Consider the following 14,835-nt stretch of genomic DNA (forward strand, 5'->3'; position numbering starts at 1 on the left):
ATGCCTGTTACCTATACCACCAGCCAACTGTCGCCCGATGCCGGACGCTATCTGCTGAATGCCCGCGACCAGCATCTGGTCGTCGACGCCTCAGAAAGCCGCGGCGGGCAGGGCCAGGCCTGGCAAGCCGCCGAACTGTTGCTGGGCGCCCTGCAAACGTGCTCGCACGCCGTCATTGGCGACGAAGCCACCAAACGCAACTGGGCTGGCTACGGCCTGAAGATTGAGGCCCGCAGCGAAACCGACGACGACAGGCCAGGCCACTACCGGGTCATTGAACTGGACTACCGGTTTACCGGGCTCGATCAACACCAGGCTCAGGAACTGGTCGACGCCTTTACCGCCGTCTGTCCGATTTACGGCTCCCTGGCACGCAGCTCGAACGTAACGATCCGCATTCATACGATCTGATCCATGGGCTTATGCCCTCTGTCTGAAGAGAACACATTATGCGCTTTACCCATTTCCTGCGCGGCCTGGCGGCCGCCACACTGACTCTGGCCGCACCCTGACTCAGGCCAACGAACCTTTGACCATCGGCACCATCCTGTCAACCACCGGGCCCGCCGCCTTTCTGGGCGAAGACATGAAGGCCGGCATGGAAATCGCCGTTGATGAAATCAACGCCGCCGGCGGTATCAACGGCCAACCCGTAAAGTGGGTGTTCTACGATGCCGAAAGCCAAACCAGCAAAGCGTTGAACGCGACACGCCGACTGATTTCGCAAGACGACGTCGATATTATTGTGGGCGGCGGCAACATGAGCGGTATCGCACTGGCCATGGTCCCTCTCGCGACGCAAGGCAAAGTGCCCTTCATCTCGACCGAAGGGGCGCACAGCATCGTCGCCCCAGTGGCCGAACGCGAATGGATTTTCAAGAGCACGGTCGACGACCGACAGGTCTTTGAGCGCCTGAAAGACTACTTTGACAAGAAAGGCATCACCCGCATTGCCTTGCTGCATGACACCAGCGGGTTCGGGCAAGCCGCCGCCGAAGAACTGAAGAAACTGGCCCCGTCACTGGGTCTGGACGTAACATTCGAAGCCTTTGCGCCCACGGACAACGACCTGATTCCGCAACTGACCCGCATCAAGAACAGCGACGTGCAGGCGGTATTGTGCTGGACCGTCACCCCGGCCGGCGTAATTTTCGCCAAACAAGCCGAGCAACTGGGTCTGACCGACCGCGAACTGATCCACAGCTATGGCTTCGTGTCCCAGAAATACATGGAGCTGGCCGGCAGCAGCGCCGACAAGCTGTTGCTGGTTTCGGTGAAGTTCCCGGTCGGAGCCGACTTGCCTGACAGCGACCCGCAAAAAGCCCCGATCAAAGCCCTGACAGACGCCTTCGAGAAGCGTTACGGCCGTGCGCCCAACCAGTACGTGGCCCAGACCTATGACGCCATCCAGTTGGCTCGTCACGCACTGCAAACGAGTAACGGCGAGCCCGGCAAAACCCGCGCCACACTCGAAACGATCCTAGGGCACAAGGGCGTTGGCGGCACCTTCAACTTTTCGCCTGAGCGTCACTCCGGTTTGTCCAAGGATGACATTGTCCTGATCAAATGGGCTGACGGGCGCTTCCGCCTGCACGACTACAAATAAAACGCCCGGCGACTCCTCTTTTCAGGTCAGTGATGGACAGCAACACCCTGCAAATCATCTTCTCGGGACTGGGCACCGGCAGCATCTACGCATTGATTGCTGTCGGGTTCAACGTCATTTTCAAAAGTACCGGCGCCCTGAACTTCGTTCAGGGTGAGTGGGTCATGATGGGTGGCATTCTGGCCGCCTTCTGCTTCAATGACATCAACATGCCCGTCTGGCAGGCCTGCCTGATCGCCGGAGTCGCCGTCGCGCTGATTGGCGGGCTGACCGAACGCTTTCTGGTACGCCCCTGGTCAACCAGACGCCCTTCGCGTTGACCCTGGTCACCGTCGGCATCGCCTTGCTGTCGAAAAGCCTGGTCATGCTGAGCCTGGGGAAAAACCCGGTGGGCTATCCCGGTCTTTCAACGGCAACCTCGACCCACATCCTGGGGGCCAGCGTTGCCACACAAACCCTGTGGATCCTGGGGATCACGCTGACGCTGATGGCACTGACCCACGTCTTTTTCTCGTATACCCGCTGGGGCTGCGCCATGCGTGCGGCCGCTGCCAACCCTCAGGCGGCCGCGCTGGTAGGCATCCGCCACTCTCGCGTTGTTTTCAGTGCCTTCGTCCTGGCGGCCGCCATGGGCGGGCTGGCCGGCACCATCATCACGCCGCTGACCCTGATGTCCTACGACGCCGGCGCCATGCTGGGCTTCAAAGGGTTCAGCGCTGCCATGCTGGGTGGCCTGGGCAGCCTGTTCGGCGCCATGGCCGGCGGCCTGATCCTCGGGCTGCTTGAGTCCCTTGTCAGTGGCTTCGTAACGTCGCAGTTCAAAGATGCGCTGGCATTTCTTGTGCTGCTGCTGGTACTGGTACTGCGCCCTCAGGGCTTGCTGGGCAAACCGGAGGTCGTCAAATTATGAAACCGGCTTTTCTGACACGCCTTGGCGCCCGTCGCCAGAGCCATTTGCTGATCCTGTGGATACTGGTCATTCTATGGCCGCTGATCACGCCCAATGCCTACTGGGTCAGCATGGGCAGCGCCTTTTTCATCAATCTGCTGCTGATTGCCAGCCTGAACCTGCTGGTTGGTCTGACCGGCCTGACGTCGCTGGCCCATGCCGCGTTCTGGGGGCTTGGCGCTTACACCAGCGGAATGCTGGCCGTCCATGCCGGCGTGACGCCATGGCTGGGCACACTGGGGGCCATGGGCATTTCCGCACTGTTTTCAATCGTGATCGGCTGGCCCACGCTGAGACTCAGCGGCCACTATCTGGCCATGGCCACACTGGGCTTTAATGCGATTTTCTCTGTGTTGCTGACAGGACTGGTCAGCTGGACGGGAGGCCCGAACGGGCTGATCGGCATTCCTGCCTACACGCTGGGGGCCTGGACGTCAGCAGCCCGACCGCCATTTTTGTGGCCTATTGGCTGGTAACGGGCCTCATCCTGCTCAGCCTGAGCTTCCTGGGAATTCACGCGCCGGCCGCGCCCTGCGGGTGATCCACTCCAGCGATACGGCGGCCGCCTGCATAGGTATCCCCATACTGCGCTACAAACTGGGCGTTTTCGTCCTGGCCAATACCATTGCGGCGCTGGCCGGAGCCTTGTACGCGCACCAGAACCAATTCGTTTCACCCGACGTGTTCTCGTTCTCGACCTCGATCCTGTTACTGGTCATGGTGGCGATCGGCGGATTTGGCCGCTACTGGGGTCCCTTCTTCGGGGCGCTGATCTTCACGGCCCTGCCCGAGCTGACACGCAGCCTGCATGACGCCGAACTGCTCATTTTCGGTATTGCCATGATTGTCGTTGTCGGGTTCATGCCCGGCGGCATAGCAGGCGGCCTGGCCAATCTCAAGTCCCGCCTGCCCTTGCGGAGGCCATCGGCATGACGACATCTTATACAGCACAGCCTGCCACTGCCGAACACAGCCCCATCCTGCAACTGAACGGTATCGGCAAATCGTTTGGCGGTCTGGTCGCCATCGATGCGGTCGACCTGAGCGTACAACCCGGTACGATCCACGCGCTGATCGGCCCGAACGGCGCCGGAAAATCAACCCTGTTCAACCTGATCTGCGGCATCAACCCGCCGACACAGGGGGTCATCCATTTTCATGGGGAGGACATCACGGCCCTGCCGCCCCATCAACGCGCCCAGCGCGGTCTGGCCCGCACCTTCCAGAACCTGCAGATCTTCCAGGACATGACGGTGCTTGAAAACGTGCTGGTCGGTCGGCACACCCAGACCCGCAGCACGTTCATCGATGCGTTGCTGAACTCGCGTCGCCAGCGCCGGGAAAATACAACCGGGATCCAGGAAGGCCTGCAACGGCTTGAGCAGATCGGGCTGGCGGAAAAGGCACAACAACTGGCGGGCGCCCTGAGCTACGGGGAATCGAAACTGCTGGAAATGGCACGCGCCATGGCCAGCCAGCCTTCGCTGTTGCTGCTGGACGAGCCTCTGGCCGGACTGCCCACCCAGTGCAATTGCCCACGTTGAACGCGCCATTCTTGACCTGCACCGCCAGGGTACGACGATCGTGCTGGTCGAACACAACGTCGGTGTCGTCATGCGGCTGGCCCATTACATTTCCGTACTGAACAACGGCCGCCTGATCAGCGAGGGAACCCCCGCCCACGTGCGCCAGGACCCGGCCGTACTCGAAGCCTACCTTGGAGACAGCATCCATGCTTGACGTTACCCGGCTTTCCACCTGGATCGGCCCGGCCCGGATCCTGCATGACATTGACCTGACGCTGGCCCCCGGTGAAATCGCCTGCCTGCTCGGCCCCAACGGGGCCGGCAAATCAACCCTGATGAATACTCTGGCGGGCCTGCTGCGACACCGTCAGGGCACGATAACCCTGGCCGGCAAACCCTGGACAAGCTGGATGCCGCACAGCGCGTCAAGAACGGTATTGCGCTGTCGCCGGAAGGACGACAGGTCTTCACCCCGCTGACGGTTCAGGAAAACCTGTTGATGGGCGCTTATGGCCGCTACGACAAGGCCGCCATCCGCCAGGACCTTGAGCACGTGCTGAACATGTTTCCACGTCTGCGGGAACGCCTGCCCCAGACCGCCGGAACCCTGTCAGGCGGTGAGCAGCAAATGCTGGCCATTGGCCGTGCCCTGATGAGCCGCCCCACCTTGTTGCTGCTGGATGAGCCCTCACTGGGACTGGCACCAAAAATCGTTGCTGAAATTTTTGCCACGATTTCCCGCCTGAAAGAAAGCGGCGTCAGCATCCTGATCGCCGAACAGAATGCCCATCTGGCCGTGACCTCATCGAGTCGCACGTATCTGATGACCGGCGGCAAGATCATCAAGTCAGGCAGCAGCCGGGACATGCTGGATGACCCGGCGATCAGGGCGGCCTACTCGGGTGAAGCCAGCCACCAGTGACGAGACCTAGGGTCGCAAGAACCCTGGAACGTTCATGGCCGCCAGTTGCGTCTCAAGTGTGTTGCCCTTGTCATCCGCCAGGGCAGCCTGCCGCAACCCGGCCAGCTGAAGCGCGGGTGAATCATGTCGCTCCAGGTGCGGCAATGCCCCCATCAACATCTGAAAGCTGCGCAAGCCGCGGGCATGGGTATCGCCATAACCCTTGACCAGATTCTGGCATGCGGCCACCTCACAGGCCAGATCGTAATGATCGGGTGCCAGCCTGATGATCTGCTCAAGCCAGCGAGCCATTTCTGCGTGCTCACGGGCGTAACGCAATGAGCGACGCCGGATACCGCGTAACGAGGCCACCAGGTACAGCATCAGGAACCCGCCCAAACGATTGCTGTGGATGACCCGACCTTTACGGGTATGACGCTGGACCAACCCGCGCATCCAACCGGTTCGCAGCAAACGATTTGCCATGCCGGTCGGCAAGGTATCGGCAATTTCTTCAAGGCGCGGATGAAAGAACTCGTTGACCTGTACCAGCTGAGCCGACTGCACGCCATGCTCGGCACGCACACGGTCAAAACGGGTACGCCGGATCTTGAGCTCCGCCACACGCACCGTGTCTTCATACGTCATCCACAACGCCAGGTGACGCGCTACAGTTTCAAGCAGACGATACTTGCGGCCCGGATCCGTGTCCAGCACGACGACGGGCTGCAAAAACGCCAGGTACTGGCGGGCATAGGCCGGATCCTGATAATCGGCAGTACGCGCAATACCGGCCGAAACCACGGCATGGACGTCAGAGGGGAAGGCCTGGCTCATCTGCGCTTCAAGACCGGCCAATCGCGGATCAAGAGCCGCCTGTACCCGGTGTTGTTGCTGTCCCTGATCGGGGGCCGCAGATGGCGAGGCTGGAGCCACCCCTGACGCCAAGGCCGCAGACGCCTCAGAGGCCGGGGCGGACCACGCGCCATAGCCAGCCTCAAAAGCGGCCAGACTGGCATTCACCCCCACCCCGCTTTGCCGGATGGTCGCCTCGAACGCCTCGCGCGGCAAAGGCAACACACCCGATGCCGCCAGCACGCCAAACAGCGAGGCACTGATCACACTGCCGTGCTTCGCTGCCAACGCGGCGAAATCGTGACAGACATACTGGCGCGCCGCCTGGCGCCCGGTCGTCAGCAACGCCTCGCTGTCCTGGCGGCCGTCACCCATGGCCATTTTCTCGGGCATGGCATATACGCGGTTCGACGACGTAATCAGCAAGGTTTTGTCCGGCGTGACCAGCCCACGCTGCACGGCCCGTGCCGACTCCATCAGTTCAGACGCCAGCACCACATCCACATCACCCGGCACTGGCATCAGGCCCAGCACCGGTTGCTGGCCGGTGCTGCGTTGCACCGGCAGGATTTCAACGTAGTAAATCGTGGCACCGGTCCGCTGGGCCACACCGGGCACAGAGGTGGTCTGGGCATAAAAACCCGCCTTTTCAGCCGTGCTGACCACCCAGTCGGCCAGCACACCACCACCCTCGCCGCCCATGGCGAGAATGGCAATCTTGATAGGTACGGGCTGTTGGTCAGACCGCATGACGATACTCCTTTCGTGCCAGACGGCGCTGCAAGAACCCAATGAAACGATGCGCCAGCCGTGCCCTGAACGCCTCGAACGGTCGCGGGTTGCTGATCACATCAACACGATGAAACGAGGGGCACAACACAGCCGCGTGCGATACCTCGCCACACAGCCCGCAGCCCACACAACTGGACAACACCGTGGCAACCGGATCGCGGCGCAACGGGTCGGGATTTTCTTTGATTGACAACGAGGGGCAACCCGATAACCGAATACAGGAATGATCACCCGTACACGTGTCATGATCGATACCGAAGCGTTCCGTCACCACCCGTTCGCCGGCCTGGGCCTTCTTGCGCAGCAACGGCTTGACGCGCCGTTGCTTGCTGAGCATGCACTCAGACTGGGCAATCACAACCTTCGGCCCGGGCTCGGGGAGGTCAGGGCATCGTGCAGGACATCCTGCATGGCCTGCAAATCGTAAGTGCGGCTGACCGTATGTACCCACTTCACCCCCACCCCGCGCACCGCCGTTTCAATGCTGTGACGGGTTTCCCGCGTCGCCGAATCGGCGCGCGACGACAGGATATCCTGCCGCCGGTGGCCGCCGAATACCCGTTGTCAATAATGACGGTCACGTTATTGCTGCGGTTGAACACAGCATTGCCAATACCCGACGTCAGCCCGTTATGCCAGAAGCCACCATCACCCATGATGCTGATCGTGCGCTTTTGAGTATCGAGCGTATTGAACGCTGCGGCCCCCGCAGCGCCCAAGCCATAGCCCATCGATGTGGCGCCCATGTTGAAGGGCGGCAAGGCCGCAAACTGATGGCAACCAATATCGGCACTGACATAATGCTGACCGACTTTTTCCTGCACCATCTTCAGCGCGGTAAAAATGGGACGTTCGGGGCAACCGGTACAGAATGACGGAGGTCGTGGCAACACACCGTCAACTTTTTCCAGGGCCACGCCGGGCATCGAGGGCACAATCGGGATGACCTTGGGTTCGAGCATTTTGGCGACACCCTCGGGCAAGGCCTTGCGTTCAGCAAGCTCGGGCAGGTATTGACCAAAGAAACGGCGCAAGCCCTTCAGCAGCACCCGCGGCGTGTACTCACCCGCACGCGGCAACATGTCTTTGCCATGCAACGTTACCGTTGATTTTTCACGGTTCAGCAGGGTGTGCAGCGATTGCTCGATAAATTCGGGCTGCCCCTCTTCAAGCATCAGCACCGCGTCTTTATCGGCACAGAACGCCAACACCTCGTCGGGTACCATGGGGTACACCACGTTCATCACATAAATCGGGATGTCGGTATTTCCATAAATATCGGCCAGACCCATCAGGGTCAACACACGAATCAGGGTGTTGTACAGCCCCCTTGCACGATCAGGCCAATACGCTGGTTGGCCTGATCCCCTTCAAAGACTTCATTCAACTTTGCGGACCGGACATAGTCAACGGCGTTGTCCCAGCGCGATGCAATCTTTTCATGCTCATGCAGAAACGTGGCCGGTGCCAGAGCCATGCGCTCGACATCGCGGCGCGGATTTTCAATGGCGTCTTTCAGCGTGTACGCCGGACGCTTGTTGTCTTTGGCCGCAAAACGCCCGTGAACGTGGCACGAACGCACGCGCAATGTCAGCATCACGGGGGTATTGCTGGCCTCGGACAACTCGAAGCTTTTCTCGACGGCATCGGTCAGCGACGCCAGATTCGGACGCGGGTCCAGCAACCACATTTGAGACTTCATGGCAAAGGCATGGGAGCGCTCCTGGATAATGCTGGAACCTTCGCCGTAGTCTTCGCCCAGGATGATCAAGGCACCGCCCGTCACCCCCCGACGACAAGTTCGACAAGGCATCCGAGGCCACATTGGTACCCACCGTCGATTTGAACGTAATGGCACCCCGCAACGGGTAATGTACCGACGCCCCCAGCATGGCTGCCGCCGTTGCCTCGCTGGCACTGTTCTCGAAATGCACGCCCAGCTCGGTTAATACCTCGTCGGCATCGGCCAGAACGTCCATCAAATGGGAAACCGGCGACCCCTGATAACCCCCACATACGACACGCCCGCCTGCAGCAAGGCCTTGGTCACCGCCAAAATTCCCTCGCCCGCAAACTCCTCGCCCTCACCGAGCCGGAGCTTGCTGACTTCATGCTTGAAAGATCGTTCTGCCATGACACCCTCTGTTAAAACCGATAACTGTTACTTCGCGCCGAACAGAGCCTGCAGCTTCTCACCATGCTGCGGACTGATCTCTTTCACGCGTTTCCAGGCCGCGTCATAGGCCGCCTGCTTGAAACGGACCAGCGCATCACCCTCAAGCGTGATCACCTGAACACCGGCCTTGGTCTGGGCTGCCGCCTCTTTGGCAATCTCGTCCAGGTAGCCGGCATTCTGCGCTTCCGCCCAGGCAAATTGCTTGTTCAGGAAGTCACGCTGTGCCTGCGTGAGGCTGTTCCACTTGGCCAGGTTCATCAGAATGCCGTTTTCAGAGCTGTAAAAGCCCGGGTCAACGCGCGCCTTGGTTTTGTCTTGCCAGCCCAGGTCCATCATTCCGCCAATCGGCCAGCCATAGCCGTCGACCACACCGCGTTCAAGGGCGGTGTACACCTCGCCAGGGGCTGTTTGCACCACTGTCGCCCCCAGCGCCAGAAAGAAATCCCGATACACCGGCGTAATCCGCATTTTTTGACCGGAAAGGTCTCCCGAAAAGCCCTTGTTCGTATAGATGTGATATGGCACATGGTCGCTAAGGCGCGCCTGGTAGATCAACCCTTTTTCGGCCATCAAGGTGTTGATGAAGTCGTGAGCCCCACTGGCGCGCAACTCGGCCGATGTTTTTTCGGTAAACGCCATGGCCAGCGCCTCAGGCACCAGGTTGGTATAAAAAACGCCTGTCACGTTGGCCATATCGACCACGCCCGACTTGACCGCATTCCCCACCTCGAAGGGCGGCATGTTCTGAGGGCCGCCCAGATAATTGATCTGTACCAGCCCTTTGCCCTCTTCGTTGACCTTTTTCACGAACGCCTCGAAATGCCGTGAGAAGAACGATTGCTCATTGAACGCACTGACTGCCTTCAATGTCACCTCTTGTGCCGAGGCCTGGCCAACGCCGGACAAACAGGCCAATGTGGCCAGTACGCCGCCGGCAAGGCGCTTCAGGGACAGGGGGATGACTGCAATTTCCGTGTCGTAAACATGACCATGGTGACTCCATTATTAGTTTTGGTTGGGTATACCGGTGTGCAGTGATTGATTGAAAAAAGGTAGCATCAGGACCAGTCAAGGCAGTCTACATTCTTCACGACATGAAGGTCAACGAAGTTTATGGCAACTCATTATTAATATTTTTCATACAATGACTGGCATCCCGTCAGCCCCAGTGGAACAGACAAGCAAGGACCCAATGATGGAAATCAAGCAGCTCAAAGCCCTGCAAGCCATTGCCGACACCGGCAGCTTCAGCGAAGCCGCCGCCCAATGCGGGCTAACGCAATCTGCGCTTAGCCACCAGATCAGGCGACTGGAGGAAGCACTGGGCGAAACCTTGATCATCCGGGCGCGCCCGAAGGTCTATCCATCGCGTGCAGGGCTGGCCGTGCTGGAGTCTGCCCGCAAGATCCAGAATGAATTGACCAGGCTGGAAAACCAGTTTGCCCTGGCCAGCAAAGGGCCTGCGACCGGATCATTGCGCATCGCGGCCACCTCCCTGTCCATCGTGTATCTGTTGGGTGATTTGTGCGAAGCGTTTATCGCACGGTATCCGGGAATCGACGTGGTGTTTACTGCGGCTGAAACGGCCCAGGCAGCGGTCAAGCGTGTGCTGGCGGGCACCGCAGACATCGCTTTCGCCCCAATCAACACCACCAACACACAATTGACCAGCATCCCCTGGCCAGAACCGAACATGCGTTTATCGTACGGGCCAGTCATCCGCTGGTCAGCCGGCACCGGGTGTCTCTTGACGAAATACGGGAATATCCGGTTGTGCTGTTTCAACCGGGCAGTGGTACCCGCGACATTACCGACAGCCTGTTTCTGCCCAAAGGGGGCTATGGCCCTGTCGTTACCGAATCAAACGACGCACAGTTCATCAAACGCATCGTTGGCATGACCGATGGCATCGCACTCATGCCGGTCTACGCCCTATCCGACGACAGCGAGCGCAAGAAGTTTGTTCTGCTACCCTGCGAAGCCGCAGCAGCCAGTGTGGATGTCGGCATCGTTCACCGGCGCAATGTGCAGATGAATGTCATCGAACTGTTCAAAGCCTTGTGCCTTGACATGCGCGGCCCCGCCATGGCGCACTTTACCCGGGAAAATGCCGGTCAACGGGTCGCCTTCCGACGACAGCCATAAACGTCGACGCACAACCTCGCCCTCTTCCTTGACGACCGCAACGGCCTCGCAATATGGCTTACTATTGACCATTTAACCCTGTTTGTCCAAGACAAAATGAGTCAACCCAAACACATCGCCATCATTGGCGCCGGCATTGCCGGTGCAGCATGCGCCGCTGCGCTGACACACGCGGGCCACACCGTCAGCCTGTTCGAGAAAAGCCGTGGTGCCGGTGGCCGCATGAGCACCCGGCGCGGCGACGGCTGGCAGTGTGACCATGGTGCCCAGTATTTCCGGGCGCGTGACTCGCTATTTCAAGCCGAAGTTGCTCAATGGGAACACGCCGGTGTCGTCGCGGCGTGGGAAGGCCGGATTGTGATGCACGGCGCCACCACCGAACCCAGCCCCGACGCTCATTTGAAACGCTATGTCGGCATTCCCGCCATGACCGCCCCCGCTCGCTACGCAGCACGCCTGGCGAATCTGCTGACCAGTCACACCATTGACCGCATGGTTCGCAGCGACTCCGGCTGGCAACTGAGCTGCGCCGAAACCGGTATCTTGCCCACACGCTTCGATGACGTCATTGTTGCCACACCCGCTCCGCAGGCCGCCCCTTACTGGCCCCGATTGCTGCCGATCTGGCTGCGCTGGCGCGCCAAACCGAAATGCTGCCCTGCTGGGCCTTGATGCTGCGCTACGACGCCCCCTCGACTTGCCGTTTGACGGCGCCTTCATCTGCGAAGGCGCCTTGGGATGGGTGGCCCGCGACAACAGCAAGCCCGGGCGAACAGGCCCTGAAACCTGGCTGGTCCATGCCAATGCCCGCTGGAGCGAAGACCATATCGAGAGCACAGCGGAAGACGTCATCGCCGAACTTCAAGCCGCCTTCATGCAGCTTGGCGCGCCGGCAGCCGCCCAGGCCTCTGCGCACCGCTGGCGCTACGCCGATGTTGCCCCGGCCTCGCTGCCCGGCTATTGCTGGAACCCCGCCTTGGGACTCGGCGCGTGTGGCGACTGGCTGCATGGTGGCAAAGTTGAAGGGGCATGGCTCAGTGGCCACAAACTGGCAAAGGCCATATTGCTTTAGTAAACGAAAAGGGGTAAAACAGGCCGTTTTCTGATAGATTGGCGGTCTGTAAAATTAAAAGAAAATCATGTACCTCGCTTCGTTTACGCAAAGCATTTTTTCAGACTTATTGTGTTCGGCCTGGGCATGATCCTGGTGGGCTCAACGACGCGTTACATCGTGATGTCCGACTTCCTGCGTGAGGACATCACCACTGTCGTGTCCCAGCAGCAAATGTCCCTGGCAAACTATGTCGCCAACGACATCGGCCACAAAATTCTCATCCGTCAGTACCGGCTGCAAGAACTCGGCAGCCAGATTACGCCTGACATCATCTATGGCTCGGCTCTTCCAGACAGCTACTTTGCAAAATCAGCCCCTTCGAGGCCCTGTTCTCGGCAGGGGTGCTGCTCACCAGCGCCGAAGGCCGCATCATCAACAACATGACGTCCTTCGACTGGAAAGGGTCCTCCTTCGACCTGCTCCCCGAAGCCGCTCGCACTACCCCGGCCAACAACACCATTTATATTGGCAAACCTCTGATCATCCCCGGCCAGATCAGCCCGGTCCTGCCAATGACACTGGTGCTGACCGATCTGGATGGCAAGCCCTGGGCCTTCCTTACCGGTTTCACCCTGCTTTACAGCCCCGATTTTCTGGGCAACCTGCTGCAGGCCCGACTGGGGCTTACCGGCAGCGGTTTTCTGTTGATTTCGCCCGAAGACCGAATTTTTATTGCGGCATCGAACCGACAGAAAGTGCTATCCCCTACGCCCCAGGATGGCATCAACCTGCTGCATGACAAGGCCATGCAAGGTTATCGCGGCACAGGAATTACAGTGAATGCGCAGGGTATCGAAGAAATTTCCGCAATCGTATCCGTTCCGTATACAAACTGGTTTCTGGTATCGGCCATTGCAACCTCCGAAGCCCTCGGTACCGTCGACCGGCTGCGCAGCTTCCTGCTACACAACACGGTCATCACCATCACTTTGCTCATCGTAGTCATGGCGATCGTTGTGCCGCTATCGCTGCGGCCACTGACCAAGGCAAAACGGCAAGCCGACCGAATGTCACGCGGCCTGGTTCCGCTTGAACCCTGCCTGGCGCCGGCAAAGGCGAAGTCGGCGTGCTGATCAGCGCCTTCAACCGGCTGCTGGACAAGCTGAAAGAACAGCAAGCCGAACTGTCCCGGGCGGCCCACCACGATTCTCTGACGGGTCTGCCCAATCGCCGCTTGCTGGCCGACCGGATCAAAACCGCCCTGGCAACCGCCAGGCGCCAGAATACCCGCATCGCCCTGCTGTTCATGGATCTGGATGAATTCAAGCCAATCAATGACACGCTTGGCCACGAAGCTGGTGACAAAGTCCTTCAACTGGTCGCCCGCCGCCTTCAGGCAAGCGTCCGGGAAACCGACTCGGTCGCCCGCCTGGGTGGTGACGAATTCGTAATCCTGATGACCAATCTGGGTGACGATGCACTGACGGTTACCGAACTTCTTGCCGAAAAAATCATGACGGCCATCAAGGCCCCCTTCGACCTGGACGGCAGCCCCTACCAGATCGGCACGTCAATCGGCGCGGCCGTGGGCGACGGCAACCAGACTGAAGCCAGCCTGATGCGCCTGGCCGACAACCTGATGTACGAAGCCAAAGCAGCCGGACGCGGACGGTATGTGGTCCAGCGTGCGGGGTAACCCGAAACGCCAACCCTGAAGCCCTGCATCAGGTCGCCGACGCAACCCAGGCACTGCGAAACGTGCCGCCCTGCGACTTCAAGTAGAATGCGACAACCCGCAAGCTAACGGCTTGCGGGATATTTCTTTCCCTCGCAAATCAGGACAACATCATGCCGCTCGTACACCATATGCCCATTGAAATCGGTTTCAAACACTGCGACCCTGCGGGCATTGTCTTTTACCCACGTTATACCGAAATGCTGCACGATACGGTTGAAAGCTGGTTCAACCATGGGTTGAAAATCGGTTTCAACAACCTGCATATGAACCGTAACCTTGGCATTCCGATGGCCAACCTGCAGGTTGATTTCCGCATCCCCAGCAAACTGGGCGACCAGCTGACCAGCAAACTGTCGGTCAAACGCCTGGGTCGCAGCTCGATGCAGATGCAGGTACACATTTGCGGCCCCGACGACGCTGTACGCGTTGAGGGCCGTCTGACGGTTGTCTTTGCCGACCTTGAAAAAATCTGCTCAGTCAGCATCCCGGAGGATATTCGGGCATTGATTGAACCCTACCTGGACGCGGAAGAAGCCTGAACGCATTCAGCCCGGCGGACGCTGCATGATCAACCCGGCAGCCGAACCGTTACTTCGATTTCAATCAGCAAACCGGGCACGGCCAGGCCCGTCACGCCCAGAATGGTCTGGGCCGGGTGGTCTGTGCTGCCCTGCACTTCTTCGATCGCGGCTGTAATCACTTCGTATTGCGTCGGGTGCAGGGTATAAATGGTGCGTCGTACAACATCTTCCCAACCCGCACCCACCGCTTTCAGCGCAGTTTCCACATTGCGCATCGCCGCACGGGTCTGGGCGCCCAGGTCGTCACCGCCAACCAGTGAAAAATCAGGGGCAAGCGCAACCTGGCCGGCAATGTAGGCCACGCGACCGGGCTCGGCGACCGTGATGTGACTGAAGCCGGGTGCCGGATGAAGTTCGGGGGATTGATCAATTGACGTGCCACAGTAATCTCCGTTGATAGTAGCGGGCGTTCGCCCTGAACCCGCACTATCCCCAGACAAGACGACGACGTCAATAACGGACAACCCCAATAGCCAAGCGCCCCTTCGACCAAACACACACCGTCGCAGGGG

General features: G+C 59.6%; 17 protein-coding genes and 3 pseudogenes. 16 read left to right on the plus strand and 4 right to left on the minus strand.

What is annotated here, in order from left to right:
• The 9 genes and pseudogenes from N7E01_RS06660 to N7E01_RS19325 all read left to right on the plus strand — a co-directional run bounded on the left by N7E01_RS06660 (position 1) and on the right by N7E01_RS19325 (position 5,003).
• Complete coding sequence (locus N7E01_RS06660) at positions 1 to 411, plus strand: OsmC family protein (RefSeq protein ID WP_289175070.1); 411 nt, start codon at positions 1 to 3, stop codon at positions 409 to 411.
• Between the two features lie 118 nt (positions 412 to 529).
• A complete protein-coding gene (locus N7E01_RS06665; protein WP_289175072.1) occupies positions 530 to 1,606 on the plus strand; it encodes an ABC transporter substrate-binding protein in 1,077 nt (358 codons plus the stop codon).
• 32 nt (positions 1,607 to 1,638) lie between these two features.
• Entirely contained in the window at positions 1,639 to 1,926 is a 288-nt protein-coding gene (locus tag N7E01_RS06670) for an ABC transporter permease subunit (protein WP_289175074.1), read from the plus strand.
• Positions 1,923 to 2,516 carry a branched-chain amino acid ABC transporter permease gene (locus N7E01_RS06675; protein ID WP_289175076.1) on the plus strand — a complete coding sequence of 198 codons (594 nt, stop codon included), beginning with the start codon at positions 1,923 to 1,925 and terminating at the stop codon, positions 2,514 to 2,516. The genes N7E01_RS06670 and N7E01_RS06675 overlap by 4 nt, the downstream gene beginning before the upstream one ends.
• Positions 2,513 to 3,031, plus strand: coding sequence for a branched-chain amino acid ABC transporter permease (locus N7E01_RS06680; RefSeq protein WP_289175077.1), 519 nt, complete (start codon positions 2,513 to 2,515; stop codon positions 3,029 to 3,031). The genes N7E01_RS06675 and N7E01_RS06680 overlap by 4 nt, the downstream gene beginning before the upstream one ends.
• The gene (locus tag N7E01_RS06685) at positions 3,021 to 3,488 is read left to right on the plus strand and encodes a branched-chain amino acid ABC transporter permease (RefSeq protein WP_289175079.1); all 468 of its coding nucleotides are present in this window, start codon (positions 3,021 to 3,023) and stop codon (positions 3,486 to 3,488) included. The genes N7E01_RS06680 and N7E01_RS06685 overlap by 11 nt, the downstream gene beginning before the upstream one ends.
• A complete protein-coding gene (locus N7E01_RS06690; protein ID WP_289175082.1) occupies positions 3,485 to 4,099 on the plus strand; it encodes an ABC transporter ATP-binding protein in 615 nt (204 codons plus the stop codon). The genes N7E01_RS06685 and N7E01_RS06690 overlap by 4 nt, the downstream gene beginning before the upstream one ends.
• 40 nt (positions 4,100 to 4,139) lie before the next feature.
• Positions 4,140 to 4,295 (plus strand): ABC transporter ATP-binding protein C-terminal domain-containing protein, encoded by a 156-nt coding sequence (locus tag N7E01_RS06695; RefSeq protein ID WP_289175085.1) that lies wholly within the window; start codon positions 4,140 to 4,142, stop codon positions 4,293 to 4,295.
• Positions 4,288 to 5,003 (plus strand): annotated as a pseudogene (locus N7E01_RS19325) (ABC transporter ATP-binding protein). Before N7E01_RS06695 ends, N7E01_RS19325 begins: the two are co-directional and overlap by 8 nt.
• 6 nt (positions 5,004 to 5,009) lie before the next feature.
• Here N7E01_RS19325 and N7E01_RS06710 read toward each other — a convergent pair.
• The 3 genes and pseudogenes from N7E01_RS06710 to dctP form a co-directional block, all read right to left on the minus strand.
• Entirely contained in the window at positions 5,010 to 6,587 is a 1,578-nt protein-coding gene (locus N7E01_RS06710) for an indolepyruvate oxidoreductase subunit beta family protein (RefSeq protein WP_289175086.1), read from the minus strand.
• Positions 6,577 to 8,763 (minus strand): annotated as a pseudogene (locus N7E01_RS06715) (thiamine pyrophosphate-dependent enzyme). Before N7E01_RS06715 ends, N7E01_RS06710 begins: the two are co-directional and overlap by 11 nt.
• 27 nt (positions 8,764 to 8,790) lie before the next feature.
• Positions 8,791 to 9,711, minus strand: a complete 921-nt coding sequence (dctP, locus tag N7E01_RS06720) for a TRAP transporter substrate-binding protein DctP (protein ID WP_289175088.1) — start codon at positions 9,709 to 9,711, stop codon at positions 8,791 to 8,793.
• Between the two features lie 289 nt (positions 9,712 to 10,000).
• On the opposite strand from dctP, the pseudogene N7E01_RS06725 reads away from it, so the two are divergent.
• The 7 genes and pseudogenes from N7E01_RS06725 (at position 10,001) to N7E01_RS06750 (ending at position 14,281) form a co-directional block, all read left to right on the plus strand.
• A pseudogene (locus N7E01_RS06725) lies at positions 10,001 to 10,950 on the plus strand (LysR family transcriptional regulator).
• Positions 10,951 to 11,046: 96 nt separating this feature from the next.
• Positions 11,047 to 11,622, plus strand: a complete 576-nt coding sequence (locus N7E01_RS18620; RefSeq protein WP_350494975.1) for an FAD-dependent oxidoreductase — start codon at positions 11,047 to 11,049, stop codon at positions 11,620 to 11,622.
• Between the two features lie 25 nt (positions 11,623 to 11,647).
• Entirely contained in the window at positions 11,648 to 12,022 is a 375-nt protein-coding gene (locus N7E01_RS18625; protein ID WP_350494976.1) for an NAD(P)/FAD-dependent oxidoreductase, read from the plus strand.
• Between the two features lie 111 nt (positions 12,023 to 12,133).
• Entirely contained in the window at positions 12,134 to 12,448 is a 315-nt protein-coding gene (locus N7E01_RS06735) for a hypothetical protein (RefSeq protein WP_289175089.1), read from the plus strand.
• Complete coding sequence (locus tag N7E01_RS06740; RefSeq protein ID WP_289175090.1) at positions 12,406 to 13,137, plus strand: cache domain-containing protein; 732 nt, start codon at positions 12,406 to 12,408, stop codon at positions 13,135 to 13,137. Before N7E01_RS06735 ends, N7E01_RS06740 begins: the two co-directional genes overlap by 43 nt.
• Positions 13,131 to 13,700: a GGDEF domain-containing protein gene (locus N7E01_RS06745; protein WP_289175091.1), complete on the plus strand. Its 570-nt coding sequence runs from the start codon at positions 13,131 to 13,133 to the stop codon at positions 13,698 to 13,700. Before N7E01_RS06740 ends, N7E01_RS06745 begins: the two co-directional genes overlap by 7 nt.
• A 152-nt stretch (positions 13,701 to 13,852) precedes the next feature.
• Complete coding sequence (locus N7E01_RS06750) at positions 13,853 to 14,281, plus strand: acyl-CoA thioesterase (RefSeq protein WP_289175092.1); 429 nt, start codon at positions 13,853 to 13,855, stop codon at positions 14,279 to 14,281.
• A gap of 29 nt (positions 14,282 to 14,310) precedes the next feature.
• Here N7E01_RS06750 and N7E01_RS06755 read toward each other — a convergent pair whose 3' ends face one another.
• Entirely contained in the window at positions 14,311 to 14,787 is a 477-nt protein-coding gene (locus N7E01_RS06755) for a RidA family protein (RefSeq protein WP_289175094.1), read from the minus strand.
• Positions 14,788 to 14,835: the final 48 nt, after the last annotated feature.

Source organism: Neopusillimonas aromaticivorans, from assembly GCF_030344915.1.
Lineage (GTDB): Bacteria > Pseudomonadota > Gammaproteobacteria > Burkholderiales > Burkholderiaceae_B > Neopusillimonas > Neopusillimonas aromaticivorans.

Bases quoted from the DNA above. Each gene is read 5' to 3' on its own strand.
- N7E01_RS06670 (WP_289175074.1), top strand. From the start codon at position 1,639: ATGGACAGCAACACCCTGCAAATCATCTTCTCGGGACTGGGCACCGGC.
- N7E01_RS06710 (WP_289175086.1), bottom strand. From the start codon at position 6,587: ATGCGGTCTGACCAACAGCCCGTACCTATCAAGATTGCCATTCTCGCC.
- N7E01_RS06750 (WP_289175092.1), top strand. From the start codon at position 13,853: ATGCCGCTCGTACACCATATGCCCATTGAAATCGGTTTCAAACACTGC.
- N7E01_RS06690 (WP_289175082.1), top strand. From the start codon at position 3,485: ATGACGACATCTTATACAGCACAGCCTGCCACTGCCGAACACAGCCCC.
- N7E01_RS06660 (WP_289175070.1), top strand. From the start codon at position 1: ATGCCTGTTACCTATACCACCAGCCAACTGTCGCCCGATGCCGGACGC.
- N7E01_RS18620 (WP_350494975.1), top strand. From the start codon at position 11,047: ATGAGTCAACCCAAACACATCGCCATCATTGGCGCCGGCATTGCCGGT.
- N7E01_RS06680 (WP_289175077.1), top strand. From the start codon at position 2,513: ATGAAACCGGCTTTTCTGACACGCCTTGGCGCCCGTCGCCAGAGCCAT.